Source organism: Actinokineospora spheciospongiae (genome assembly GCF_000564855.1).
GTDB classification, from domain to species: domain Bacteria; phylum Actinomycetota; class Actinomycetes; order Mycobacteriales; family Pseudonocardiaceae; genus Actinokineospora; species Actinokineospora spheciospongiae.
The window spans coordinates 56833-81750 of the sequence record NZ_AYXG01000004.1; the positions used below are offsets into that span (position 1 = coordinate 56833).

Here is a 24918-nt window from a genome sequence, read left to right on the forward strand (position 1 = left end):
CCGTCCCGCCGCAGCGCCGATTCGGAAGAGAGCCGCCCATGCCCGCCAAGGCACCCCGGTCCGACGGATTTCTGGCGTCGTCGTTGACCCCGACCACTGAGCAAACACCGGACCCCGATGAGTTCCTGGAGAAGCGGTCGGCGTCCTCGGACTACCGCATCGAGGAAGTGCCGCTCGACGCGCTGCCCAACTGGCGGATGGGCGACCGCCTCGCCCATGCGTCCGGGCGGTTCTTCGCCGTCGAGGGCCTGTCGATCCGCACGGACTTCGGACCCCGGCGGCACTGGTGCCAGCCGATCATCATCCAACCGGAGATCGGCATTCTCGGCATCCTCGTCAAGCGCATCAACGGTGTGCAGCACTTCCTGATGCAGGCCAAGATGGAGCCCGGCAACAGCGAACTGGTCCAGTACGCCGCGACGGTGCAGGCCACCCCGAGCAACTACCAGCGCGTGCACGGCGGCCGGGAGACCCCGTACCTCCACTACTTCCGCGAGCACGCCGGGCGCCGCGTCGTGTTCGACCAGCTGCTGTCGGAGCACGCCTCCTGGTACCTGCACAAGCGCAACCGCAACATGATCATCGAGATTCCCGAGGACGAGGACGTCGAGGTCGCCGACGACTTCGCCTGGCTGACCCTTGGGCAGCTGCGGCGCCAGCTCGAACGCGGCAACCGCGTCAACATGAACGCGCGCACAGTGCTGTCCGGGATCTCCTATGCCCCCGACGACGACCCAGGCGCGCACGGGGATGTCGAGGACGCCTTCCGCCACCAAGTCGTCGAGTCATACGGCAGCGGCCGCTCCGACGAGGACCTGGCCGCAGCCATGACCTGGCTGATCGACCAGAAGGCCAAGTTCACCTTGGACGTGCGGCGGATCAGCCTGTGCGACATGGAAGAGTGGGACCGCGGCGCCGCCATCCGCCACCGCGACGACCGCTTCTTCCGGATTATCGGCCTGTCGATCACGGCCACCAGCCGCGAGGTCGACGCTTGGTCGCAGCCGATGCTCGCGCCGACGGGCGCCAACGTGGTCGGACTGGTCTGCCAGCGCCGCGACGGGGTGCTGCGGGTCCTCGTCCAGGCGATGGTGCAGCCCGGGCTCACCGACCGGCTGGAGCTGGCCGCGACGGTGCAGCTGACCCCGAGCAGCTACGACGGCCCGGAGGACGTCCCGCCGCTCGCGGAGTACCTGGACGCGCCCGCGGCTTGGATGCGGCTGAACGCCGTGCAGTCCGAGGACGGCGGGCGGTTCGCACGCGCGGACACGACGCACGTCGTGGTCGAGGTCCCCGAGGGGCGCCCGGTCGAGGCCCCGGACAACTACCGGTGGATGACCTTGGGCCTGCTCAACCGCCTGATCCACTCTGGCTACTACGTCAACGTCGAGGCCCGCAGCCTGATCACCTGCCTGCTCTGAGGGCAATGACAGAAGGGAGAGGCACCATGTCGGCCTCCACTATTGATTGTTCGCCGTTCCGAGAAGAGTTGGCCGAGCTCGCCTCGGCGCTGCCCGGGGTGCCGCGCGCAGACCTGGACGTCTTCTTCCAGGAGTCGGTGCGCCTTGCCGAGCGCCTGCCGAGCGAGCTGCGCGACCGCGTCGACGAGTTCAACGACAATGGCAATGTCGACGGCTACCTGCTGTTGCGCGGGCTGCCGGTGGAACCGGACGAGGACCTGCCCGCGACCCCGACGGCCAGCCCGCCGCCGCAGGACCGGCCGCTGTTGTCGATGGAGGCCATGCTCTGCCTTATCGGCAGCCAACTGGGCCTGCTCACCGCCTACGACCAGGGCTATGGCAACCGCCGCTCGATCACCGTGCTGCATGAGCTGTACCCCACGCCCGAGGCCCACCACCTCTCCGGCGGGACGTCCACGATCCAGCTGGAGTTTCACACGGACCTGTCCCACCACGCTCACCAGCCCAACTACATCCTGCTGTCCTGCTCCCGCGGCGACCATGAGGGCAAGGCCGCCACTCTCGTCGGCTCGATCCGCAAGGCGCTGCCTCTACTGAGTCCCGAGGTCCGCAGCCATCTGTTCGATCGGGTTTTCACCCGGCAGTTCGACGCGGCGGACCCGGGTGCCACGGCCAACGTCAAACCGCTCTACGGCGACCCGGACGACCCGTTCGTGAGCTTCAACCGGTCGTTCCTCACCGCCGAGACCGAGGAGGACGTCGCCGCCTTGGACGCGCTGTCGGCCGCGCTCACCGCTGTCACCGAGCCGGTGCTGCTCACCCGGGGCGACCTGCTCGTCATCGACAACTTTCGGATTGCCCACGGGCGGGCGCCGTTCAGCGCGCGCTGGGACGGCCGGGACCGCTGGCTGCACCGTGCCTATGTCCGCACCAAGCGCAACGGCCAGTTCGAGGGCGGCGAGCGGCCGGGCGCGATCATTCCCTTCATCCCCCGCCGTTGATCCGCCGTATGGACTTCCTGCTGATCGGCCTATCGCGATTCGCCCGCCGCCGCGTGCTCCCCGCCGCCGACGCGCTGCCAGGGATCACGCGGATCGATGTCGCCAGCGCGCACGCGGACGCCAGGGACCTCGCGGACGTGGCGAAGCTCGGCCGTCTGCATCGCGACTGGCGGGACGCGGTGACGGCGGCTCGGCCCGGCCTCGTCTATGTCTCCTCGGCCAACGGCGACCACGCCGAGGCCGTCCGCCTCGCGCTGCGAGCCGGGCACCACGTGGTGGTCGACAAGCCCGCCCTGCCCGACTTGGCGACCGCCGTCGAACTGGTCGAGCTGGCCCGCTCGTCGTCGCTTGTCCTCGCCGAGGCGACCTGCTACCCGTGGCACCCGGCGTTCGCGGTGGTCGAGTCAACCCTGGCCGACTTCGGCGCGGAGATCACCAAGGCGGTGGCGGTATTCACCCCGCCGGTGCCGCCGGACGACTGGCGGCACGACCGACTCCGGGGCGGCGGCGCACTGGCGGATAACGGTCCCTACGCGGTGTCTCTTGGCCGGGTGCTATGGGGCGTGGAGCCGGAGAGCGTGAACGCCGTCGTGGGTGATCGGGCCGCCGACGGGCTTCCGACGTCGTTCAGCCTGCTGGCGGGCTACCCCGGCGGCCGGACCGTGGTCGGCCAGTTCGGCTTCACCACGGCCTACCAGAACACCGTCCGGCTGCTGGGGCGCGGCTTCGCGATCGAGGTCCAACGCCCGTTCTCCGCGCCGCCAGGGATGACGGTCGAGGTGGTGGTCCAGGTGGGCGGTGACCGGCGCGTGCACACGGTCGAGCCCGCCGACAGCATGGCCGCCTTCCTGTCGGACGTTCTCGCGGCCATCGCCGCGGGATCGGGGGATTTGATGGAACCCCTGCTCAGCGACGCCCGGGTACTCGCGCGCCTGACGCGGGCCGCCTCCGGGGCCGGGAGCACCTGAGCCTCACATCCGCTCGACCACCAAGCTCGCCAGAGGAGGCGACAGCGTGCAGCAGTTGCACACCGACTTCCGAGACCCGCAGTGCGGAGGGCGCATCGCATTCCCCGACCGCGACGCGCCTGCGGCACTCACCCGCGCCACCGAGGAGCGTGGGTTCGCCGTGGCCGCGCTCGCGCCGTCGCAGCCGCCCGACGACGCGCTCGCGGCCGTGGCCGCCGCGCTGGGGCTGGGTACCCCCTACATCCCCGCTCTCTACCGGTACCCCGAGACCCGGGCGTACTCGGCCGCCTACAGCCACATCCGCAGCGACCCGGGCGACCGGCACCCCGGGTTCAGCACCACCGCGGGCCAGGCCTGGCACGTCGACGGCCTGCTCGACGAAATCGGCACCATCAAGACCACGATTCTCTACTGCGTCCGGGCGGCGCACCGCGGCGGCGACACCCTGCTGTTCAACTCGCTGGCCGCTTTCGCCGAGCTGCGCGCCTTGGACCCCGACGCGGCGCTGGCGATGCAGTCGCCGAAGGCGCTCAACCGCCGGTCGACCATCCCGGCCATCGGCGTCGACGCCGACGGCCCGGTCTTCGCGCGCGACAGCTTCGGTGCCTGGACCACCCGCTACACCGATAACGACACATGCACCTGGAACTTCGCCGAGGGCCCGCCGGGGGGCCTGCGCCGCGGGCTGGAGTTCCTGCGCGCCGCCGCGCGCGAACCGAGGTACCGCCTGGCTGTGTCGCTGCGCCCCGGGGAGGCTCTGATCTTCCGCAACGACCGCCTCTCCCACGGCAGACAGCCTTACGAGGACACCCCAGCCGCTCCCCGTCACCTGATCAGGGCGCTTTACGCCGACGGCCCCACCCCGCAGTGAGGAGTAGGACGTGACCAGAGGCGGATTCTCGGAGAAGCGGCTCAGCCGTGTGCGCGACGTACTGGAGCGCCACGTCGACACCGGGGCGGGGCCGGGTGCGGTGGCCGTGGTCGCCCGGCGCGGCGAGGTCTACGTCGAGGCGACCGGCATGCTGGCCTTCGACGGCCCGGGGTCGACCACGGCGATGGGGCCCGACACCCTGGTCCGCATCGCGTCGATGACCAAGTCGGTCGTCGCGGCCTGCGCGATGGCGCTCATCGAGGACGGCACGCTGCGCCTCGACGACCCGGTCGACCCACTGCTGCCGGAGTTGGCGGACATGACCGTGCTCGCCGACCCGGACGGGCCGCTGGAGGACACCGTCCCCGCTGAGCGCCCGATCACCGTGCGCGACCTGCTCACCTGTCGCCTTGGCACCGGGACGATCGTTGCGGAGCCGGGCACCGTGCCGGTCTGCGACGCGATCGAGGCCCTTGGCCAGGTTGAGCGGCCGGGCGACCCCGACCCGACCCCGGACGAGTGGATCCGACGGGTCGGGGACCTGCCCCTGGTCTGCCAGCCGGGCAGGCGCTGGCTCTACAATACCGGCCCCACCGCGATGGGCGTGCTCATCTCCCGGGCGACGGGGATGTCGCTGGGCGATGTGCTGCGCGAGCGGATCTGCGAACCGCTCGGGATGCGCGACACCGCCCTGACCGTCGACGAGGACCAGGTAGGCAGGCTTGCCACCCCGTACATCCACGACGCCGCGGGCGAACTGGTGGTCGAGCCGGGATCGGCGGGGGTGTGGAGGCAGCCTGCGGCGTTCAAGGCGGCGGCCAGCGGGCTGGTCTCCACCGCCGAGGACTGCCTGGCGTTCGCCTCCGCGCTGCTCGCAGGCGGTGCCCACCGCGGCCAGCGGGTCCTGTCCCGGCCTGCGGTCTCGCTGATGACCAGCGACCAGCTCACCTCGGCGCAGAAGGCGGCGTCGCGCTGGTTTTGGCCGGTCGACCACCACGACGACTACGGCTGGGGCTTCGGAATGGAGGTCCACACCCGGCGCGCGAACCTGGGCCCCTCGGCGGGCAGCTACGGCTGGTACGGCAAGTACGGAACGGCGTGGGCCAACGACCCTGCCGAGGACATGACGCTGATCCTCATGCTGCAGCGGCCATTCGACGTGGCGTTCCAGCAGGACTTCTGGACCGCCGCCTACCAGGCGATCGACGACTGACCGCGAGTAGGCCATGACCCCGACCCCCGCCCTGCGGCGCTCGGCCGCGCGCACTCTGCTGCGGCTGTGGCCGCTGATCCGACCCGTACGCGTGCACATGATCACGGCGGTGTGCGCTGCCGTCTTTGCAACGGGGGCCAGCCTGACCATCCCGTTGGTGCTCAAGTGGATGGTCGATGGGCCGGTGTCCACCGGCGACCTCGCCGGCGTGTGGGCGGGCGGCGCGGTGTTGCTGCTGATGGGCGGTGCGGAAGCGGTACTGGCCGGGCTGCGGCGCTGGGTGCTGGCCCGGCCGCTCGCACGGGTCGAGGCCTCGTTCCGCGCCCTGCTGCACGCGCGCCTGCAACGGGTGCCCATGGCCTTCCACGACCGGTGGTCGTCGGGCCAGCTGCTGTCCCGGGTCACCAGCGACCTCAACCAAATCCGAATGTTCCTGTCGTTCCCGCTGATGTACCTGGTGGTCAACGGCACAACCATCCTGGGCGGCTACGCGATCCTGCTGGCCCAGCGGTGGACTCTGGGCATGGTGCTGCTGGCCCCGGTGGTCCCGCTGCTGGTGCTCTGCGCCGTGTTCGAGTCCCGGTACCTGGTGGCCTCGCTGCGGGCGCAGGACCAGAGCGGGGACTTGGCCACCGCCGTAGAGGAGTCGGTCCTGGGCATTCGGATCATCAAGGGCTTCGGCCGCCAGCGCCATCAGATCGACACCCTGGTCGGATTGGCCGGTCGGATCCGCGACACCGAACTGGACAAGGCGCGGCAGCTGGCGGTGGTCCGCGCCGCCAGCGCCCTGCTCCCCGAACTCGCGCTCGGTGCGGCACTGGTGATCGGCGTGGCGCAGGTCGCGGGCGGCGACCTGTCAGCGGGCACGCTTGTCGCCTTCTTGACCACGGCCCTGGCACTGCGCTGGCCCGTCGAGTCGATCGGATCGCTGCTGGCGATGGGCAACGAGGCCGCCGCCGCGACCCAGCGCTGCTTCGAGGTGCTGGACGAGCCCGAGGAAGGGGAGCGGGAGCCGAAGCCGACTGCCGTCACCACCACCCGGACCGGACCCGGCGAGCTGGTGTTCGAGGGCGTTGAGTTCCGCTACCCGGATGCCCTCGCCGGTTCCCCGCCCGTCCTGCGCGGAGTGGACCTGCGCGTCCGGGCGGGTGAGACGGTGGCAGTCGTGGGCGCGACCGGCTGCGGCAAGACGACCCTCACCGCGCTCGTCACCCGGATGCACGACCCGACCGGCGGGCGGATCCTGCTCGACGGCGTCGACATCACCGACATGCCGCGCGAGCGGCTGCGGACCGAGGTCGCCGTCGCCTTCGAGGAGGCCACCCTGTTCGCCACCACCGTCGCCGACAACGTCCTGCTCGGCGGCGACGGGCTCGGCGAGGCAGACATGTGGTCCGCGCTGGAGGTGGCGCAGGCCGCCGCGTTCGTCGCCGCCCTCCCGCAGGGCGCGCGGACCGAGGTCGGGGAGCGGGGGTCTCGCCTGTCGGGCGGCCAGCGGCAACGGCTGGCGCTCTCCCGCGCCATCATCGCCCGCCCGCGCTACCTGGTCCTCGACGACTTCCTCTCGGCGCTCGACATCCGCACCGAGGTACTGGTCGAGGCAGCCCTGCACGACGTGCTGGCCGACACCACGGCCCTGGTTATCGCCCACCGCCCCTCGACGGTGCTGTTGGCCGACCGCGTGGCACTGCTCTCGGGAGGCCGGATCGCTGCGGTCGGGACCCACCGGCAGCTGCTCCGCGAGAACACCGAGTACGCCGACCTGATGGGGAGCGGCCCGCAACTGCGGGGAGGAGGCGACGACCGATGACGTCCAGGACGACCACCGGGCAGGCCACGGACCGGCCCCGGCGCGCAGCCCCCGAGCAAGCCGCGGCCAGCACCCTGGCCGACGACCAAGAGGCCCCCTTCGACCAGGACCGGCTACCGACGCCCCCGGGGTCCTCGCGCGCGCTGCTCGCGTCGCTGCTGCGTCCGCACTCCCGCAGGCTGTGGGCCTCGGCCCTGCTTGTCCTGCTCCAGCAGGGCGCGGTGCAGTCGGGCCCGCTGCTGGTGGTCGTCGCCATCGACACCGCGGTCCCGGCCCTGCGGGGCGGCGACCCGGTTCCACTGCTGTCTGTCGCGGTGGCCTACCTGCTGACCGCAGTGCTGGCGGGTGGGGCCCAGTACGCTTTCGTCCGGCAGTCCGGGCGGGTCAGCCAGGATGTGCTGTTGGGCCTGCGCACCCGGATTTTCCGGCAGTTGCAGGACCTCAGCGTCGACTTCCACGACCGCTACACCTCCGGCCGGGTCATCTCCCGGTCCACCGCCGACGTGGAGAACCTGCGCGGGCTGGTGCACAACGGCCTTCAAGACCTGGTTGAGATCGCGCTGTCCACCCTCTACATCTCCGCGGTGCTGCTCTACCTCGACTGGCAGCTGGGTGTGGCGGCGCTGGCATCCACTCCGGTGCTGGTCCGCCTCGTCCGGTCGCTGCAGCGGCGCTCGATGCGCGCCTACCGCCGGAAGTCGACCGCCACCGCCTCGGTCGTGGTGAAGCTCGCCGAGACCCTCAACGGCATCCGCACTGTGCGCGCATTCCGCCGCGAACGGGCCAATGACGCGGCGTTCGACGTCGTGAACCGGCGCCATGAGCTGGCGAGCGGGGACGCCTCCCTGGAGATGACCCGCTACATCGTCTTCTCCCGCCTGGTCGCCGACACCGCCGTGGCCGTGCTCATGCTGTGGAGCGCCTACCGGGTGGCCACGGGGATGCTGGAGCTCGGCGTGCTCGCCGGGGCGGTGCTGTACCTGCGCAGGCTCTACGACCCGATCGACCGGTTGGGGATGCTGCTCAACTCCTACCAGGCTGCGGCGGCCTCCCTGGAGAAGATCGCCGGGTTGCTACTGCAACGCCCCGGTGTCCCCCCGCCCGCGACCCCGGTCGAGCTGCCCGTGCCGCGCGGACCGGGACCGGGGCGCGCCTTGGTCGTTGAGGCTGCCTCCTTCGCCTACCGCACCGGCGGCGAGGTCCTCCCGCGCACTGACCTCGCACTCCGGCCGGGCAGCACGGTCGCCGTGGTCGGGGCCACCGGCGCGGGCAAGTCCACCCTGGCCAAGCTGCTCGCCCGCTTCCACGACCCGACCACCGGCAGGGTCCTGCTCGACGGCATCGACCTGCGCGACCTGACCGACGCGGACCTGCGCCGCGCCGTGGTCATCGTCGCCCAAGAACCCTTCCTGTTCTCCGGCACCGTCAGCGACAACATCGAGATCGGTCGCCCGGGGGCCACGAGGGAGCAGGTTGTGCGCGCCGCCGAAGCTGTCGGCGCGCACGCCTTCATCACTGCCCTGCCCGACGGCTACGACACCGACCTCCGCGCCCGCGGCGGTCGCATCTCCGCAGGCCAGCGTCAACTGGTCTCCTTCGCCCGCGTCCTGCTGGCCGACCCCGCCGTCCTCATCCTCGACGAGGCGACCGGCTCCCTTGACCTTCCCGGCGAACGCGCCGTCCAGTACGCCATGCGCACAGCGCTGCACGGCCGCACCGCCGTCGTCATCGCCCACCGCCTCTCCACCGCCGAGACTGCCGACCGCGTCTTGGTCATGGCCGACGGCCGCATCGTCGAAGACGGCGCCCCTGCCGACCTCGTCGCTGCGGGCGGCCGCTTCGCCGACATGTACCGCGCCTGGAACGAAAGCCTCCGCTGAGATGGTTTTCGCCGGCGCTGTGAGGTCGGGGCGCGTGTGGTCGCGCGCGGAGGGTCGTGGTGGGATCCGGTGTGTGAGCGTGGTCCCGAACCGGTGCCATAGTGGGGTGATGGGCGCAAGCGGTGCGGAAACGGCGTGGGAGTTCGCGCTGTCCAACCTGGCAGGGATTGGGGCGGTGGCGGAGACGGGGGTGCCGGTGCGCAGCGACTGCTCGCCGCTCAGTCGCGCCTTTACACCGACGCCCAACGCATCCACGACGCGCGCCTGATTACCGTGCTGGCTCTGGCATCGATCCGCGGTCGCCTCGTTCAGCGAGTGCGGCGGGGGACATGCTGATCAGGCGAAGTCCAGGATGGCCTTGAGTCAGCCGTCCTTGCGGCGGTCGAAGGTCTCGTAGGCCCTGACCGCGGATCGGTTTCTCGTGCTGGGTGATGAAGGCGGTGGGGTTGACCATGCCGCTGACCACGAGGTCGAGCAGTTCGGGCAGGTAGCGGCCGTGGTTGTAGTTGCCCATCTTCACGGTGAGGTTGCTGTTCATGGCCTCACCGGTGGGAAAGCTGTCGTTTGAAGCGAACCACGATCGAACTGCAGGCCACGGGATCAACTGGTCCGCCGTAGCTGCCGGAGGGAGCGAGGAACATCCGGCGCAGGCGGTGCTCCGATCAACGGGATGGGCAGGTTGTCCGGCTGGAGGCCGGTGACGGTGAAGAGGGCGTCGTTCCAGCGGCGTTGCAGGGAGTCGAGAAGGCGGGTTTCGACTTCGGGGGCGACGTGGCTGTAGAGGTGCTCGATCTTATCGGGGATGCGGTGGCCGAGGCGTTTGGCTTGGGCGATTTCGGGGATAAGGTCGGCGATGAGCCAGGTTTTGTGGCTGTGGCGCAAGCCGTGGACGGTGAGGCCGGGTTGGACGGGTGGGAGGGTGGGCCAGTGGTCGGGGTGGTTGCGGGTGCCGTCGGCGGCGGGGCGCATGACGCGGCGGGAGAAGTTGGAGCGGCGGGGGTGATCACCGTTGGGGGTGAGGAAGACGAAGTCGTGGTCGTGGGTGGCGAGGTGGTGTTGCAAGAGGACGACCAGGAACGGAGGCAGGCTGATGGTGCGGGCGGACTCGTCGGTCTTCGGGGGTCCGAAGAAGAACCTGCCGTCGATTTCGAGGAGGTTGCCCTCGTCGAGGTCGATGACCATGTGCCCGGTGACGAGGTGAAGGTCGTGGCGTTGCAGGCCGAGTAGTTCGCCCCAGCGGGCGCCGGTCCAGGCGGCGGTGATGAGGAGGATGGCGGCCCAGGGGCCTGCGAGGGTGGCGGCGTGCAGGGCGATGCGCAGGGCGCGGTCGGGGGTGGTGTGGACGCGTTCGCGGGGTGTGGCGCGGCGGCGGCGTCCGCGCCGGTTGGGGCGGTAGGGGTTGGCGTGGATGAGGCGCTCGTCGGCGGCGTCGGAGAGCATCATGGACAGGAGTTTGACCATGGCGGCGACGGTGGTGGGGGCGTAGCCGTCGTGGTGTTTGGTCTTCATCCAAGCGCGGATGGACAGGTTGGTGATGGAGTCGAGGCTGTGCTGGCCCCAGTGGGGTGTGAGATGGTTGTTCCAGAAGCTGCGGTACTGCCGTTCGGTGTTCGGGCCGACGTCGAGGGCGTCGAACCACTCCGTGGCCCACGCGGTGAGGGTGGTCTTCCCGCCGTCGGGGTCGATGAACTGTGCGCGTCGTTGGTCGACGGTGATCTCTTGTGCTGTGTTCTCGGCTTCGGTTTTGGTGGTGAAGCCGGACAGGGAGCCGAGGCTGCCGTCGGGTTTGGGGTAGCGCACACGCCAGGAGTCGGGTCCGGCGGGTTCGACGTAGGCCATCGTCGTTCGTCGCCCTTCGGTTGGGTCGGTTCGGGGGTACGGGTGTATGGACCCGTGGTGGGGCCGAGGAGGGCAAGCGGTGTCACCGAAGGTTCCCTGATCAGGGGACGCGGTGCCCGCGGGTGCGAGGGTCTCCGGTGGTGCCCGCGGCGCTCTGCTCGGCGATCGCGGTGAGGTCGGCGTGGGTGAAGCGCAGGTGCTTGCCCAGGTACCGGCAGGGGATCGCGCGGGCGGCTGCTTTGCGTCGCAGCCAGGACGGGCGGACTTGCAGCAGTGCGGCGGCCTGTTCCGGGGTCAGCAGCATTTGGGAGTCCACGGGCGCTGCGTTCGGTCGCGGTGGTGGTGTCGCCCGGTTGTGGGGGTGCGCTTCGGTGGTGGGCGGCGCTTCGCCGGTGAGAGGCCGCCGGGGCGCGACGGGGTCGCCGATGCCGGGCCGGCGGGTGCCGGCGATCCGCCTGGTGGGTGTTTTGCCGTGCTGCATGGGTCACTCCGTTCAGCCTGCGGCACTGTGCTGGTGCTGCTCGTGTCGGTGTGTGGGCTGGAGTCCAGGCGTTGGGTGACGCGCCGGTACCAGGACAGGGCGAAGCCCAGACAGTTCGATTCGCTGCGGTGGGTGGGGGAGCAGCCGGGCACGTACCGTCCGCTGAAGCTCCAGGACATCGAGTCGCTGGAGGTGATGGTGTCGCCGTAGCGGTCGAGGCCGAGGATCTTGGCGCCGAAGGTATGCAGCCGGTACCCGCGGGCGGTGAGGGCGCGGACGATGGCTTCGACCTCGGCGGTGTGCTGGCGGCGACACACGCTCCCAACCCCCACCAAAGGAAGCGTCGCCAGGTCGACGCCGTGGCGTTCGTAGAGGTCGGCGCAGTGGTGGTAATCGGTGATCGACTGGCCTTGCAGGACCGGGATGAACGGCAGGTCCGGGGCGAGGTCGCGCAGCCGCAGGTAGTCGGTGACGGTGCGACGCTGGTGGCTGCTCAGGCTCAGCCCGGTGCGGGCCAGCACCGAGCCCTCGGTCATCCAGTCGCGGGGTGCGGCCCAGTCGAGGTTGCCGATCTCGGTGGCGTAGCGGCGCACCGCTGTGGCGTAGGCGACCGCGTCGGTGCGCCACCGGCCGTGCAGGGACAGTTCGGTGAAGCCGCCCGAGTCCAGTGCCCACGGGCCGCTCGCCCGCGGGAGGCTGCGGCGCCCGGCGAGGCGCCGATGGCTGACCAGCAAGGGGACGCCGAGGTCGCGGGCGAGCCAGGCGGGTTGATGGGTTCCCAGGTAGAACCTCACGGCCGCACCATCCGACCCGCGGCGTGCAGGGCGAGCAGGGTGCACGCCGTGGCGGCTGTCTTGCCCAGGATCTGACCGGGCACGGCGGCCACGTCACCGAAGGCCAACGGGACGAACACCGCGCTGTCGACCACGAGTCCGACCACGTTCGACACCGCGACAGCTCCCAAGCGCGTGCGGTGTCGAACCCGCGTGTAGATGACGGCGTCAAGGGCTTCGGAGAGGACGAAGGCCACGACGCTGGCCACCGCGATCTGCGACGAGGCCAGCACCGCGGACACCCCGGTCCCGGCCACAATGCCCGCGGCCACGCCACGCGGTCCGCACACCTCGTGCACCAGGTCCCGGGCGGTCAAGCTCACCCCGGCGAATAATGTTCCCGCCGGGATGAGCAACCCACCACCGGCCAACGGCGACCAGTGCACCGAGACGACGTTGGCGGCGACGACCGAAAGCAGGTATCCGATCATCGCCGCCACACCGAGCACCACCGACGGCCTCGATGCCGCCGGACACAACACCGGCGTGGACGCTGCAATAGGGGCCTGCGTCGTCGTGGTCGCGGTGCTCACGCCGCACGCTTCCCGGAGCCGGGTACCGGTTCACCGGAGCGGCACGACCACGGCGAGCAGCCGTCCGGGTCGCCGTCCTCCTCGGTGTCCGCGCCAAGTGCCGCTTCGGCGGTGATCAGCCGCAGGTGCTTCTTGGTTCTCGTGGGCGCGTCGAGGTCGACCTGGTCGAGTGGGACGCAGGAGCGGTGCAGGAAGTACTGCCCGCGCAACTGCTGTCCCTGGGTGGTGGCGCGCGGGTAGCCGTGGCGGATGGCCCGGTCGAACTCGATCGCTTCGGCCCACCCGAGTGGGTCGTGGTCGCGGATCCACCGCCACCCGGCGTTGCCGTGGAACGGACACCCCACGCAAGCTGACTTCACCGTCGCGCCGAATCCGCGTTCAGTGAGGTAGTCCACGCACCGGGTGCGGTCGAAGCCGAGGTCGATCAGGGGGAAGGTGTTGCGCAGGAACCGCAGACCGGAGTCCTTGGCGCGGGTGAACTCGTCGGTGCTGATGCCGATGGCCTGCTCGGCGTACACCCCGCGCGGCACCCGCCGCGGGTGCGGATACCCCAGCAGCTCCCGGGCGGCCTTCTTCAACGGGACGAGCTTGTACTCCTTGGTGCATTGGCGGCGGGCGAGCCCGCGTGACCCGTCGGGGTTGAGGGTGTGCAGCGGCATGGACACGAACCGGTGGCGGGGGTCGAGGGCGTCGGCGCGGATGTCCCCGGCGGAGACCTGCCGCACCGGGATGCCTCGCTTGCCAGCGTGGATGGCCAGGCGCCGGAGGTTGGCGTAGACCGCGCGGGGTTCCCAGCCGGTGTCGGCGAACAGGGCCACGTCGAACGGGGGGATCTCGCCTTCACAGGCCAGCAGCAGGACCGTGGTGCTCTGCACTCCGGCACCCAGGGACAGCAGCCGCAGCGCGGGCCCGGTGTCGGGCGCGGTCGAAGTTGGTGTGCTCATGCCGCTGCCCTTTCCTGCCCGGTGCGGGGCTGGTGGTCGGTGTGGATGAGTGCGTCGAGGTCGGTCAGCAGCAGCGACACCGCGTGGGCCGCTTGCTGGGGGAGAACGCCGTTGCCCAACGCCCGCAGTTGCGCGGTGCGGGGCAGGGGGAGGTCGGTGACCCACCCGCTCGGTAGGCCCATGAGGTGCTCGACGAAGGCGGGGGCGAGCACGGGGCGACCGTGGTTACCGGGCTGGGTCGGGTACGGCGCCGGGCGCCCGAGCACCGCCTCCCAGCGGCGGACCGCGGCCTCATACGGGCCCCAGTTCACCGGCCCCGCGGGCGGCGGGCCGACCGGCTCGACGACCGGTCCGGGAACCGCTGCGAGGTGGCGCCGTCCGGCGCGTCCGGTGGTGGGGTGAACAGGCTGATGACCGCGGAGGGCAGCATCAGGTCGCCCTTGGACCCTCGCTGCGCCGGGCAGCCCTTCGTGCCGTCGGTGGCCCGCGGTGTCGGCAGCAGTCGCACCGTGTCCGGCAGTGACGACCCACCGGCCTGGGTTCGGTGCGTGCAGTTCTTCGCGTCGGAGGCTGTCGGCGTCGGCAGCAGCCGGAGCCGGTCGGGCAGCGGCGGGCCGCTGCTCGGCTCGGCGGCGCAGACACTGTTCGACGAGTCGTCGGGTGCGGTCCTCGATGACGCTGTTCCCGTGTCCTCGACCTGTGTGGGGTGGGCGCGGCCAGGCGAGGAGGAACACGCGTTCGCGGCGGTGGGCGGCGCCGATGTCGGCGGCGCGGACGCTACGCCATGCCGCGTCATACCCCGCTTCGGCCAGGTCGCCGAGTACACGGTGCAACCCGCCGTTGCGCCAGCGGAGGGCGGCGACGTTCTCCACGACGACGAGTGCGGGTCGTAGAAGGCGAAGGCCCGCCACGATGTCGGACCACAACCCACTGCGGGCCCCTTTCTCGATGCCCGCCCGGGTGCCCGCGGCGGAGATGTCCTGACACGGGAACCCGGCGACGAGCACATCGACCGGGGTCAGGCTCGCCCAGTCGATGTGCCGCAGGTCCCCGAGGTTGGGGACGGCGGGCATCCGGGCGGTGAGGATGGTGGTGATGTGCGGGTCGGGGTCGGCGCACCAGGCGACGCGGCCCTCGCCGAGCGCGGCGAGCACACCGAGGTCGAGGCCACCGTGCCCGGTGCACAGCGACCCGACAATCGGCTCCCGGCTGTCGGTGAACGGCGACGCTGGTGCCGTGGCCGGCCCCGCCCCCGCCGCCGTGGCGGCGGCGGGGACGCGGGCGCACCCGGACCGGCGCGGTGCGGTGTGCGCTCGGGTGTTCATGCCGCCCGACTCTCCGGCGCACTCGGCCTGCCGCTGGGGTCTGCGGTGTGTCGCGCTCGGTCGCGGGGGCGGTGCGCCTGCCGGCGGTCGGTCGCGGTGTCCGAGGTGGCGGTGCGGCGCAGAGGGGTGCGGAAGATGAGCACGTCCTCGTGGGCGATCAGGTGCAGGGGCAGCCCGGCTTCGCGCTGTTTGCGGATGAAGTCGCGTTGGAAGAACGACCCGCGGGCGACGAGGTCGGTGTCCGCGGCGCGGGCGAGGAGCGCGACGTTGCGTTCGATGGGGATCAGACCGGCGTGCAGGCCGCAGGTGAGGATCTGCGAGGGCAGGTCGATCAGTTCGGCGTGTTCGCGCCAGGGGCGGATGGTGATGGCGATGTGCCCGCCCGGCCGCAGGTAGCCGGTGAGTCCGGCGAGGATGCGGGTGAACCCGGTCAGCAGTCGGTGGTGGCCGATGTTGGCGAGGTTGCCGCGGTCGAGGGTGTTGCCGTAGAGGTGGTGGTATTTCTGCACCCCCGCCCCGGGGGCGACCGACACCTGCCCGTGCGTGGAGGGCCCGTACGGGGGTGAGGTGACCACCAGCGCCGCCTGCCCGTAGTACTCCGCCGGCAGCAACGAGGAGAGCCTGCGGGCGTCCCCGTGGAACACCCGGCCCTCATGGGTTGCTCCGGTGTCGTGGGCGAGGGCGAGGTTGGCGCGGGCGACGTCGACCCAGTGCGGTTCGTACTCGACCCCGACCGCACGCCGCCCGGCGTGCAGGGCTTCGACGAGGGTGGTGCCGATCCCGCACATCGGGTCGAGCACCAGGTCCCCGGGGCGGGTGTAGTGGGCGATGGCATGAGCGGCGACGGCCGGGAGCATCTTGGCCGGGTGCGCGGTCGAGCCGGGCACGTAGCGGCCCTTGCGCTGGGACACCGGGGCACGTTGCGCGGTCGTCCACACCGACACCGCCACGTCCCCCACCGAACCCCCCGTCGTGTCCTCGACCGTGCCCGCGGGCAGGACGGCGGTGGTGGTGTCGAGGTGGTCGATGACGGCGCGCGGGATGCGCCGGGTGGGCCCGTCGACGGGCCCCGGACCGGGGTCGGGCACGGGGGAGAGCGGGGTGCGGTCGTCGGCCACGGGGGTGCCTTCCTGGCGGTGGTGTCCGGGGTGGGTGGGGCCGGGAACCCGGGCGCGGCTCATCGGATGACTCCGCTCTCGTCCGCCTGCTCGGCCGGGGCGGGGCGAGGCGGCTCGTGCTCGTGCGGCTGGGCGAAGACGAGGACGTCGGAGTGGATGCGCTGGTGCGGGGCGGGCAGCCCGCGCACAACCGCCCGGTGCCGGGCCCGGTCCTCGGCCTCGGTGTCGTCGGGGGCGGTGGGCGGTTCGGTGGTGAACCGGCCGCCGTGGACGGGGGCGTGTAGGGCGACGATGTGCTGCAGGTAGAGCAGGTCGGCGTTCTGCGCCGAGGCCACCACCGCCCCGGTCGGGTCGATCAGCTCACCCGAGGTCCAGTCACAGTGGGTGAGTACGACGAGGATCCCGCCGACCCGCAGCAGCCGGGCCGCGACTGCGGCCAGCAGGTCTGCGGACCGCTCGTCGCCGTCCTCGGAACGCAGACTGGTGATGACCAGGTCCGTGTCCGCCGGTGCGTCCTCACCCGGGTCGAGGACACCGTCGTCGACACCCAGGTGCGCCTGCGGGAAGCCTGTGAATGGCGGGTGCTCGCCATCGTCGACGAGGTCGACCCGCGACGACCGCACGCGAGCGCCGAGGGCGGTCGGATCGACCGCGACGCGCACCACGCGCGCGGTCCGGTCGAGGCTGGCGACGGTGGCGAGCGCGGCGGCGAGTTCGTCGTCCGGACCGGTCACCGGGGAACGGTCGATCACCCCGCCCGAGTCGACCAGGGCGAGCCGCGGGCGGGCAGGGGAGACCGGCCAGGGCAGGAGCGCGACGCGTGCGCCGGGCTCGCTGAACGAGCCGACGACCGTGGTGATGATCGGTGTCGGCCACGGGGTGTGCAGGTCGATCGGAACCGGACCGGCGGTCCAGACCGTGGCCGGGGTGGGCGTCGTGGCCGACCCGCGCGACCGGGAGCCGGTGCCCGCCGGATCGGGCTTGGCCGGGCTGATGCGGGTGGTGGCCGCCGCGGTCGGATAGGGGCGGCGGTCCCCGCCGCGGCGGGCACCGGATCGGGTGCTCGCCGGGCGGGTGGCATCGCCGCGCCGCTTCGGTCCGCGGGAGGCGGAGTGCTCGGACTGGGGCATGGAATCCTCACAGGAACCCGGTGGGATGCGCCCCGTGACGGGGGCGCTCTCGGACACCCCCCGACTCCGAAAAACGACCCACTTTTCCAGTCCTGTTATCCAATCTTTATCAACGATTTTCGTGGGCCCGTGATGGGAAAACACCGGGACAAGGCTCGCGCGTCCACTCGCGCGGAACATGGCCCGCACCGACAAGGGGTGCCCTCACCGAACGGTTCCGACGATGTCCGGCAACAGGGCGGCGAGTGAGGTGCGCCCGGCACCGAACCGCGTCCCGCGGCCACTCGGCCGGCGCCACCACACCGCCACCGGGGCGCCATCGGCACACCGTCACAGCAGGTGAACCACTGTGGCCGTCGCTCAACAGGTGATCTCGGCCGGTCACCGTGGCGGGCATCGCACCCGACCGCGAACGATCTCCGTGGCGCCCGGGTTGATCATCCACAGATGTCGGTGGCGCTGGGGAGGCGGCGCGGATGCGGTGTCGTGGCGTTGCGGTGGAGGTGATCGGTCTTCCTTGTCCAGTCGTTGTTTCCTCTGACCGGACAAGGAGCCGACATGGCCTCGGATTCCCTTTCCAGTAACACGTCTTTCGATGTCGATTCGCTGCCGTTGGATTCCGTGCGGGCGGCGTTCGAGTGGTTGGTCACCGGACCGCGCCCGCTGTCGATCGAGGGCCGTCACTTCCCCGGCCTGCCCCGGCGGCGGGTGCCCCTCGACGAGCTGCGCGCCCTGCTGCTGAGCGCCGACCTTCCGATGCCGACGGTGGACTCGGTGTGGGTGCACCTGGTCACCCGCTCCCGCGACGAGGGCGACGCCTGGACCGTGGCCTGCGTCGGGCTCGCGCTGCCCGCCCTGTTCGCCATCGCCGCGGGCCTGTGCGCGCGCTTCGCCGACGACCACCGCGACGTCCACGGCGCGATCCTCACCGAGTTCCTGGCCGAGTTGGCGGGCATGGACCTGGGCAAGCCGTGGGTGATGTGGCGGCTGCGCTGCGCGGCACTGCGCGCGGGACACCTGTTCATCCGCGATGCACTGGCCCGCCCAGTGCCCTCCGACGAGGACTTCCACGGCCGCAAACCGGCACCGCCGTGGGGGCACCCGGACTTCGTCCTCGCCCGCGCCGTCGCCGCCGGTGCGATCACCGGCGAAGAAGCCGAACTGATCGGCTCCACCCGACTCGAAGACCGCACCCTCACCGCCGCCGCGGCCCAGCGCGGCGTCGGTGTCACCACCCTGCACTGGGCCCGCAGCCACGCCGAGGCACGCCTGCTCGCCTGGCTCACCGAACAGGCACCGCACGACGACCCCGCCGACCGCCGCGACCGCGACGTGGAGATCCGCGCGGTGCACTCCACAACCATCACCGCCGCCGCCGACACCCCACCTCGACCCGCCCGGCTGTCACCCACGGTGAGCAAGGGCGACGGGGAAACGTTGGTCACGGTTCGGCATCGCCACTGGAAAAAGACCCCCGAAAACGGAGTCGAGGATCGCGAGGCAACGGCACCGACCCCTACGCCGACCCCCGCGTCCACCACCTCGCCCGACCATCCCACCGGGACATCCCGGCGGCCGTCGAGCACGACCGCGGAGGTGCCCCGATGCGCCTGACCCACTCACCCACCCACCACCGGCCCGACCGCCGCGCCCACAGCCACCTGCTTCACCGCGGGCACGCCAACGCGTCGCGCACGGCAGCCCGCCGAACCGACCCCCGCACCGCAGAGCCGAACACCATCCCCGCGACCTCCACCGTCTCGGCGAGCCGCAGCGGCAGCGCCCTGCGCGCGATCGCGGTGCTCACGGGCGTGGCCGTCCTCGTGCCCGTGCTGTGCGCCTCCACCGCGCACGCCGACACCACGGTCCTCGCGCTCGCCGGCAGCGTGGAGGAAGTCCTCAACAACATCCGCAACTGGCTCATGGGCATCCTGGCCACCCTCGCCACGGTGTTCCTCACCATCGGCGGCGTGCGCCGGGTCTTCGGCGGCGGAGACCCCGGCGAACAGGAGAAGTCCAAGGAGGCGTTCAAAGCCGCCGGGATCGGCTACGCCCTGGCCGCCCTGGCGCCGCTGGTCGTCACCGTGCTCAAGGGCATCGTGGGGGCCTGAACGATGACCCCCTCAATCAGCCCCATCACGTCCCGCCCACCGGCAGGCGCGGGCCTCGACGCGGTGTCCTCCGGGCCGACATCAACGCAGGGCGATGCGGCGTCGGCGGACCATCGGAAGATGCTCGCGCCCCCGACGGCGAGCCCCCACCGAGCCCGCCGGGTGGTGCGAGGTGTTGCCCGCGGTCGGGTGCTGGCGGCGTTGGCGGCGAGCGTGCTCGTCGTGCTGGGCGGGGCCCTCACCGCCGCGGCTCTAGGCTCCGGCGCGGGTTCGCCTGCCGTGTCCGCCGCCGCGGCGCAGCCACCGCTGCCGACCGTGGACCCTGGCCCGTGCGCCCCTGGGACGCCGCTGCCGGTCTGCACCCCGCCCACCCCGCCCACCACGCCCCCGGTGAACGGGGTGCCGCTGCCCACCGTGGTCCCGACGCTGCCGCCGTGCGACCCGAGCCTGCCGTTGCAGCCATGTGCGCCGACCGGCACCACGGCCCTGCCGGTGCCGTCGACACCGTGTTCCGGTGTGGGCTGTCTCCCGCAGCCCGGCGCCACCACCCCGCCGCCGACCGGCCCCGGAACCGGGGCACCCGACCAGGGCGAGGAGCCGCAGGACGAGTGCGGGATCACCGACATCGGGGCGTGCGTCACCGAGGCCATCGACACCTTCTTCCGGGGCTTCGTCATCGAGGCGCTCAACCCGTTGCTGGACTTGCTGTCGGCGACGTTGTTGACCACCCCGGTACCGGGGGCGCTGCCGCGGCTGGGGGAGTTGTGGGACAACTCCTGGCAGATCCTGCTCGTCTGCTATGGGCTGCTCGTGCTCATCGCCGGGATCATCGCCATGGGGTATCAGAGTGTCCAGACCCGACACTCGGTCAAGGAACTCGCCCCGCGCCTGGTGTTCGGGTTCCTGGCCGGGGCATTGTCGTTGTGGGTGGCGGGTACGGGCATCGAGATCGCCAACGCCCTCGTCGCGGCCATCATGGGTGGTGGTGTCGATGTGAGCACCGCCGGGCGGGCCCTGCGCGAACTCGTGCTCGGGTCGGTCCACGGCGGCCTCTGGATCGTCTTCACGGGCCTCGTCCTGGCCGGGATGCTCATCGCCCTGCTGCTGACCTACATGGTGCGGGTGGCACTGACCATCGTCCTGATCGCCGGTGCCCCGGTGGCGTTGATGTTCCACGCCCTGCCGCAGACCGAGGGCATCGCCTACTGGTGGTGGAAAGCCTACGGCGCCTGCCTGGGCATCCAACTCGGCCAATCGCTGACGCTGATCACCGCGATCAAGGTATTCCTGACCCCCGGCGGGTTCGCCCTCTTCGGCCCGACCACATCCGGGTCGACCAACCTGCTCGTCGCCCTCGCACTGGTCTACATCCTGTTCAAGATCCCCTCCTGGATGCTGTCCTCGATCTGGGGCGGGGGCAGCCGAGGCGTGATCGGATCGATGGTGCGCGCCTTCGTCGCCTACAAAACTTTCGGGCTGCTCGGTGGCCGAGGCGGCGGTAAGGGCTCCAAGCCTCGTCCGCCTGGTGGTGGTCGAGGTGGAGGCGGGCGTCCCGGCGGGGGGTCGTCGGACCCGTACGCGAGCCCGCGCACCGCCGCAGGCGGGCAGTACGTGTTGCCGCTGCCCGGGGTGCGCCGCGCCCGCCCCGCACCGAAGCCGAAGTCTGCTCCGTCCCCGAAGTCCTCGGCGCGGCAGGGCCGCCAGTTGGCGTTGCCGTTGAGGGAGGACTGGCCGGAGAACAAGCCGGTCCTCGGCCGCGACGGGCAGTATCAGCTGCCCCTGGACGTGCAGCGCACCACACCGCCACCGGCCTCGCCCGCCGCCGAGACCGGTGCCCGACGCCCGGCACGCAAGGGCAGGCAGCCGCAGTTGCCGTTCGACCCCTACCAAGGCAACCGGGCGACCCGGACCGGGCAATACCCGCTGCCGTTGGACGGCGTGCGCCGGATGCCGCCCCCGACCGCTCCGTCACCGCCCGCAGCACCGCGCCCGCGCGGACGCCGGGTGGTCCAGCCGGAGTTGCCATTCGACTCCTACCAAGGCAACCGTGCAACCCGCGACGGGCAATACCCGCTGCCGCTGGACGGGGTGCGACGAGTACCGCCACCCAAGCCCACCCCCGTCCCGCCGCCCGCGGCACCGCTGCCGTCCGTCCCGCGCACGGGACGGCAACTGCGGCTGCCACTGGACCTGCCCACACCACCCAAGGCGCCGCCGACACCGGCCTCCGCTCCACCACCGCCACCACCGCCGCCGCGGCGGTCACCACGGAAACCCAAGCCTGGAGGTAAGTCCTCATGACCGCGCCTGTGCGTATCCCGGCTGATGTGGACATGGCCGACCGGGTGCTCGGCCCGTTGACCGCACGTCAACTGGGCATCCTCACCGCCGCCGGGGCGATGCTCTACCTGGCCTGGCTCGCCACCCGCGCGTTCCTGCCGCTGCCGGTGTTCCTGGCCTTCGCAGCCCCCGTCGGTGCGGGTGCGGCGATGCTCGCCCTGGGCCGCCGCGACGGCGTGCCGATGGACGCGCTGCTCGTCGCCGCGATTCGCCAGCGCCTCGCCCCACGTCACCGCGTCGCCGCACCCGAGGGGGTGCGCCCGGCCCCGGTGTGGCTGACCCCAGGCGGCGAACAGACCGCAGGCGCGGGCGGCAGGGGCCGGGTAGGGCAACCGGAGCAGGTCTCGCCCTCGGCGCTGCGGCTGCCCGCCGAGGCTGTCACCGAGACCGGGGTCATCGACCTGGGCGGCGACGGCCTGGCGGTTGTCGCGGTCGCCTCCACGGTGAACTTCGCGCTGCGGACCGCGAACGAGCAGGAGGCACTGGTCGCCTCGTTCGGCCGGTACCTGCATTCGTTGACCGCACCGGTGCAGGTGCTGGTGCGCACCGAGCGCCTCGACCTGTCGGGCCAGATCGCCGAGTTGCGTGAGCGCGCCGGTGGGTTGCCGCACCCGGCGCTGGAGGCCGCCGCGGTCGAGCACGCCGACTATCTGGCCCACCTCGGCGCCCAGTCTGACCTGCTGCGCCGCCAGGTGCTGCTCGTGCTGCGCGAACCCCGCGCCGCGGCGGCACCGACCGACGGCCTCGGTGGGCCCGGCCCGTTGGCGGTGCTCGCCTGGATGGCGGGCAAGCGCCGCACCCAGACCGGACAGGTCGACGCCGGGATCCGGCGGGCCGCGGAGTCGCGCCTGGTGCGCCGCCTCGGCGAGGCGATCGAGCTGCTGGCTCCGGCCGGGATCGTGATCACCCCGCTTGATGCCGGGCAGGCCACGGGGGTGCTGGCCTCGGCGTGCAACCCCGACAGCCTGCTGCCCCCGTCCGCGGGGCTGGCCGGGGCGGAGGAGGTCATCACCACCACCGGCCCACACCCGTCCGAAGACGACTACCCCACCGACACCACGTTCTCCACCACTCCGTCGCCTGGAGGGGATGAGGACTTCGACGACTGGGACTACGAGGACGACTACGACGACGAGGAGAGGGCGCGATCCTGATGGCCACCCGCACACGCAAAACCCGCGGCAACCACCGCCCAGCCGCCTCGGCGTCCTCAGCTGCCGCGGCGTTCACCCCCGATGCTCTGTCGGTGGCCGCCCGGCACTTGGAGGTGGGCGGCGAGTGGGTCGCCTCCTTCGCCGTGGTCGGCTTCCCGCGCGAGGTGCACCCCGGGTGGCTCGCGCCGCTGCTGACCTACCCCGGCCGCTTGGACGTCTCGGTGCACATCGAGCCCATCGACCCGGCCACTGCCGCCTCCCGGCTCAAGAAGCAGCTGGCGAAGCTGGAGGCCGGGCGACGGCACACCGCCGAGCACGGCCGGTTGTTCGACCCGCACGTCGAGGCCGCCACCGAGGACGCCTACGATCTGTCCTCCCGGGTGGCCCGGGGGGAGGGCAAACTGTTCCGGGTCGGGCTGTACCTGACCATCCACGCCGCCACCGAGAAGACCCTCGCCGACGAAGTGGCCGCGCTGCGGGGGTTGTGCGCGTCGTTGTTGCTCGACGCCAAACACACCACCTACCGGTCACTGCAGGGTTGGGTGTCGACGCTGCCGATGGGCTTGGACCTCATCGGCATGAGGCGCACCTTCGACACCAGCGCCCTGGCGGCGGCGTTCCCCTTCACCAGCCCGGACCTGCCCGCTCCCGACCCGACCAGTGTGGCCGCCCCGTCGGGGGTCCTCTACGGCTACAACATCGGCTCCCAGGGGCTGGTGCACTGGGACCGCTTCGGCAAGGGAATGCACAACCACAACTCGGTCATCCTGGGCCGCTCCGGTGCGGGCAAGTCGTATCTGGTGAAGCTGGAGTTGCTGCGGTCGCTGTACCGGGGCATCGAGGTCGCCGTCATCGATCCCGAGGACGAATACGCCCGCCTGGCCGCCGCGGTGGGCGGGGTCTACGTCCACCTCGGCGCCGCGGGGGTGCGGCTCAACCCGTTCGACCTGCCGATCCACACCCGTCCCGATGGTCGTCGCACCGCCCCGAAGGACGCACTCGTGCGCCGCAGCCTGTTCCTGCACACCGTCATCGCCGTCCTCATCGGCGGCGAACCCGATGCCGCCGGGCGAGCGGCGTTGGACCGGGCCATCGCGGCGACGTACCAGTCCGTGGGCATCACCGCCGACGCCCGCACCTGGACGAGGCCATCGCCGACTCTGCGCGTTCTGCGCGACCGGCTCGCGGACGCCGGGCAGGCCGGCGACCGGGCCGCCGCCGAGTTGGCGGCGCGGCTGCACCCGTTCGTCGAGGGCGCCTTCAAGCAACTCTTCGACGGGCCCAGCAGCGTCAACCCCGAAGGGCACCTGGTCGTGTTCAGCCTCCGGGACCTGCCCGATGAACTGAAGGCGATTGGGACGCTGCTGACCTTGGACGCGGTGTGGCGGCGGGTGTCCAACCCGGCCATCCGCCGCCCGCGGCTGGTCGTGGTGGACGAGGCGTGGCTGCTGATGAAGGACAAGGCCGGCGCGGAGTTCCTGTTCCGCATGGCCAAGGCGTCCCGCAAGCACTGGGGTGGTTTGACCGTGGCCAGCCAGGACACCCCTGACTTCCTCAGTAGCGATCTGGGCAAGGCGGTCGTGGCGAACGCGGCCACCCAGATCCTGTTGCGCCAGGCCTCGCAGGCCATCGACGAGATCACCCGCGTGTTCGACCTGTCCGCAGGCGAGCGGGCGTTCCTGCTCTCCGCCGACCGAGGGCAAGGGCTGCTGTCGGCGGGCACGCAGCGGGTGGCGTTCCAGAGCGTCGCCTCCCCGACTGAGCACCACCTGGTCACCAGCGACCCGGCTGAACTCGCCACCTACACCGACACCGCCGAGACCGGTGACGACGCCGCGTTCGTCGACCTGGGTTTCGACAGCGGCGACCTCACCGAGGGTGTCGATGGTGACGAGTTCGACTCCGATGACCAGATCCACCTCGACGCCGCCTGACCCATCGCGTCG

General features: G+C 71.6%; 21 protein-coding genes. 12 read left to right on the forward strand and 9 right to left on the reverse strand.

Annotated elements, in window-relative coordinates:
- Positions 1-38: 38 nt before the first annotated feature.
- Genes UO65_RS00425 through UO65_RS00455 form a run of 7 tightly spaced genes read left to right on the forward strand, consistent with a single transcriptional unit; the run spans position 39 to position 9164 of the window.
- Positions 39-1421 carry an NDP-hexose 2,3-dehydratase family protein gene (locus UO65_RS00425; protein ID WP_063935841.1) on the forward strand — a complete coding sequence of 461 codons (1383 nt, stop codon included), beginning with the start codon at positions 39-41 and terminating at the stop codon, positions 1419-1421.
- A 26-nt stretch (positions 1422-1447) separates the two neighbouring features.
- Positions 1448-2422: a clavaminate synthase Cs1 gene (gene cs1 / locus UO65_RS00430; protein WP_035277631.1), complete on the forward strand. Its 975-nt coding sequence runs from the start codon at positions 1448-1450 to the stop codon at positions 2420-2422.
- Positions 2419-3390, forward strand: a complete 972-nt coding sequence (locus UO65_RS00435) for a Gfo/Idh/MocA family protein (protein WP_152551902.1) — start codon at positions 2419-2421, stop codon at positions 3388-3390. Before cs1 ends, UO65_RS00435 begins: the two co-directional genes overlap by 4 nt.
- Positions 3391-3436: 46 nt before the next feature.
- A complete protein-coding gene (locus UO65_RS32885) occupies positions 3437-4261 on the forward strand; it encodes a TauD/TfdA family dioxygenase (protein WP_052020313.1) in 825 nt (274 codons plus the stop codon).
- Positions 4262-4271: 10 nt separating this feature from the next.
- On the forward strand, positions 4272-5474 hold the full coding sequence (locus UO65_RS00445) for a serine hydrolase domain-containing protein (RefSeq protein ID WP_035277635.1): 1203 nt from the start codon (positions 4272-4274) through the stop codon (positions 5472-5474).
- Between the two features lie 13 nt (positions 5475-5487).
- On the forward strand, positions 5488-7284 hold the full coding sequence (locus UO65_RS00450) for an ABC transporter ATP-binding protein (RefSeq protein ID WP_035277636.1): 1797 nt from the start codon (positions 5488-5490) through the stop codon (positions 7282-7284).
- Positions 7281-9164, forward strand: coding sequence for an ABC transporter ATP-binding protein (locus UO65_RS00455; protein ID WP_035277637.1), 1884 nt, complete (start codon positions 7281-7283; stop codon positions 9162-9164). The genes UO65_RS00450 and UO65_RS00455 overlap by 4 nt, the downstream gene beginning before the upstream one ends.
- A 268-nt stretch (positions 9165-9432) precedes the next feature.
- Here the strand turns inward: UO65_RS00455 and UO65_RS35310 are convergent, their stop codons facing one another.
- From UO65_RS35310 to UO65_RS00500, 9 genes are all read right to left on the reverse strand, one after another.
- Positions 9433-9702: a hypothetical protein gene (locus tag UO65_RS35310; RefSeq protein WP_152551903.1), complete on the reverse strand. Its 270-nt coding sequence runs from the start codon at positions 9700-9702 to the stop codon at positions 9433-9435.
- 62 nt (positions 9703-9764) lie between these two features.
- Entirely contained in the window at positions 9765-11003 is a 1239-nt protein-coding gene (locus tag UO65_RS00460) for a tyrosine-type recombinase/integrase (protein ID WP_063935842.1), read from the reverse strand.
- A gap of 100 nt (positions 11004-11103) precedes the next feature.
- Positions 11104-11307, reverse strand: coding sequence for a helix-turn-helix domain-containing protein (locus tag UO65_RS37755; protein WP_052020315.1), 204 nt, complete (start codon positions 11305-11307; stop codon positions 11104-11106).
- A complete protein-coding gene (locus UO65_RS00470) occupies positions 11298-12278 on the reverse strand; it encodes a deazapurine DNA modification protein DpdA family protein (protein ID WP_233427382.1) in 981 nt (326 codons plus the stop codon). The genes UO65_RS37755 and UO65_RS00470 overlap by 10 nt, the downstream gene beginning before the upstream one ends.
- Positions 12275-12748, reverse strand: a complete 474-nt coding sequence (locus UO65_RS00475) for a VUT family protein (RefSeq protein ID WP_035277777.1) — start codon at positions 12746-12748, stop codon at positions 12275-12277. The genes UO65_RS00470 and UO65_RS00475 overlap by 4 nt, the downstream gene beginning before the upstream one ends.
- 98 nt (positions 12749-12846) lie before the next feature.
- The gene (locus UO65_RS00480) at positions 12847-13794 is read right to left on the reverse strand and encodes a hypothetical protein (protein WP_035277640.1); all 948 of its coding nucleotides are present in this window, start codon (positions 13792-13794) and stop codon (positions 12847-12849) included.
- Positions 13791-15119, reverse strand: coding sequence for a DNA cytosine methyltransferase (locus tag UO65_RS32890; protein ID WP_084175185.1), 1329 nt, complete (start codon positions 15117-15119; stop codon positions 13791-13793). Before UO65_RS32890 ends, UO65_RS00480 begins: the two co-directional genes overlap by 4 nt.
- Positions 15116-16300, reverse strand: coding sequence for a DNA methyltransferase (locus UO65_RS00495; protein WP_052020317.1), 1185 nt, complete (start codon positions 16298-16300; stop codon positions 15116-15118). The genes UO65_RS32890 and UO65_RS00495 overlap by 4 nt, the downstream gene beginning before the upstream one ends.
- Entirely contained in the window at positions 16297-17367 is a 1071-nt protein-coding gene (locus UO65_RS00500) for a hypothetical protein (RefSeq protein ID WP_035277642.1), read from the reverse strand. Before UO65_RS00500 ends, UO65_RS00495 begins: the two co-directional genes overlap by 4 nt.
- 621 nt (positions 17368-17988) lie before the next feature.
- Here UO65_RS00500 and UO65_RS00505 point away from each other — a divergent pair.
- From UO65_RS00505 to UO65_RS00525, 5 genes are all read left to right on the forward strand, one after another.
- Positions 17989-18981, forward strand: coding sequence for a hypothetical protein (locus tag UO65_RS00505; RefSeq protein ID WP_084175186.1), 993 nt, complete (start codon positions 17989-17991; stop codon positions 18979-18981).
- Complete coding sequence (locus tag UO65_RS38800; protein WP_324608946.1) at positions 18972-19478, forward strand: pilin; 507 nt, start codon at positions 18972-18974, stop codon at positions 19476-19478. Before UO65_RS00505 ends, UO65_RS38800 begins: the two co-directional genes overlap by 10 nt.
- Before the next feature lie 120 nt (positions 19479-19598).
- The gene (locus UO65_RS00515) at positions 19599-21779 is read left to right on the forward strand and encodes a hypothetical protein (protein WP_200873264.1); all 2181 of its coding nucleotides are present in this window, start codon (positions 19599-19601) and stop codon (positions 21777-21779) included.
- Positions 21776-22972, forward strand: coding sequence for a PrgI family protein (locus tag UO65_RS00520; RefSeq protein ID WP_035277645.1), 1197 nt, complete (start codon positions 21776-21778; stop codon positions 22970-22972). Before UO65_RS00515 ends, UO65_RS00520 begins: the two co-directional genes overlap by 4 nt.
- Positions 22972-24906 carry a VirB4 family type IV secretion system protein gene (locus tag UO65_RS00525; protein ID WP_035277647.1) on the forward strand — a complete coding sequence of 645 codons (1935 nt, stop codon included), beginning with the start codon at positions 22972-22974 and terminating at the stop codon, positions 24904-24906. The genes UO65_RS00520 and UO65_RS00525 overlap by 1 nt, the downstream gene beginning before the upstream one ends.
- The last annotated feature ends 12 nt before the right edge of the window (positions 24907-24918 follow it).

What these genes read in the sequence shown, in the direction of transcription:
- UO65_RS00520 (WP_035277645.1), top strand. Translation starts at nt 21,776, where the DNA reads ATGACCGCGCCTGTGCGTATCCCGGCTGATGTGGACATGGCCGACCGG.
- UO65_RS00515 (WP_200873264.1), top strand. Translation starts at nt 19,599, where the DNA reads ATGCTCGCGCCCCCGACGGCGAGCCCCCACCGAGCCCGCCGGGTGGTG.
- UO65_RS00450 (WP_035277636.1), top strand. Translation starts at nt 5,488, where the DNA reads ATGACCCCGACCCCCGCCCTGCGGCGCTCGGCCGCGCGCACTCTGCTG.
- cs1 (WP_035277631.1), top strand. Translation starts at nt 1,448, where the DNA reads ATGTCGGCCTCCACTATTGATTGTTCGCCGTTCCGAGAAGAGTTGGCC.
- UO65_RS00455 (WP_035277637.1), top strand. Translation starts at nt 7,281, where the DNA reads ATGACGTCCAGGACGACCACCGGGCAGGCCACGGACCGGCCCCGGCGC.
- UO65_RS00460 (WP_063935842.1), bottom strand. Translation starts at nt 11,003, where the DNA reads ATGGCCTACGTCGAACCCGCCGGACCCGACTCCTGGCGTGTGCGCTAC.
- UO65_RS32890 (WP_084175185.1), bottom strand. Translation starts at nt 15,119, where the DNA reads ATGAACACCCGAGCGCACACCGCACCGCGCCGGTCCGGGTGCGCCCGC.
- UO65_RS35310 (WP_152551903.1), bottom strand. Translation starts at nt 9,702, where the DNA reads ATGAACAGCAACCTCACCGTGAAGATGGGCAACTACAACCACGGCCGC.
- UO65_RS00480 (WP_035277640.1), bottom strand. Translation starts at nt 13,794, where the DNA reads ATGAGCACACCAACTTCGACCGCGCCCGACACCGGGCCCGCGCTGCGG.
- UO65_RS00475 (WP_035277777.1), bottom strand. Translation starts at nt 12,748, where the DNA reads ATGATCGGATACCTGCTTTCGGTCGTCGCCGCCAACGTCGTCTCGGTG.
- UO65_RS38800 (WP_324608946.1), top strand. Translation starts at nt 18,972, where the DNA reads ATGCGCCTGACCCACTCACCCACCCACCACCGGCCCGACCGCCGCGCC.
- UO65_RS00425 (WP_063935841.1), top strand. Translation starts at nt 39, where the DNA reads ATGCCCGCCAAGGCACCCCGGTCCGACGGATTTCTGGCGTCGTCGTTG.
- UO65_RS00495 (WP_052020317.1), bottom strand. Translation starts at nt 16,300, where the DNA reads ATGAGCCGCGCCCGGGTTCCCGGCCCCACCCACCCCGGACACCACCGC.
- UO65_RS00525 (WP_035277647.1), top strand. Translation starts at nt 22,972, where the DNA reads ATGGCCACCCGCACACGCAAAACCCGCGGCAACCACCGCCCAGCCGCC.
- UO65_RS00500 (WP_035277642.1), bottom strand. Translation starts at nt 17,367, where the DNA reads ATGCCCCAGTCCGAGCACTCCGCCTCCCGCGGACCGAAGCGGCGCGGC.
- UO65_RS37755 (WP_052020315.1), bottom strand. Translation starts at nt 11,307, where the DNA reads ATGCTGCTGACCCCGGAACAGGCCGCCGCACTGCTGCAAGTCCGCCCG.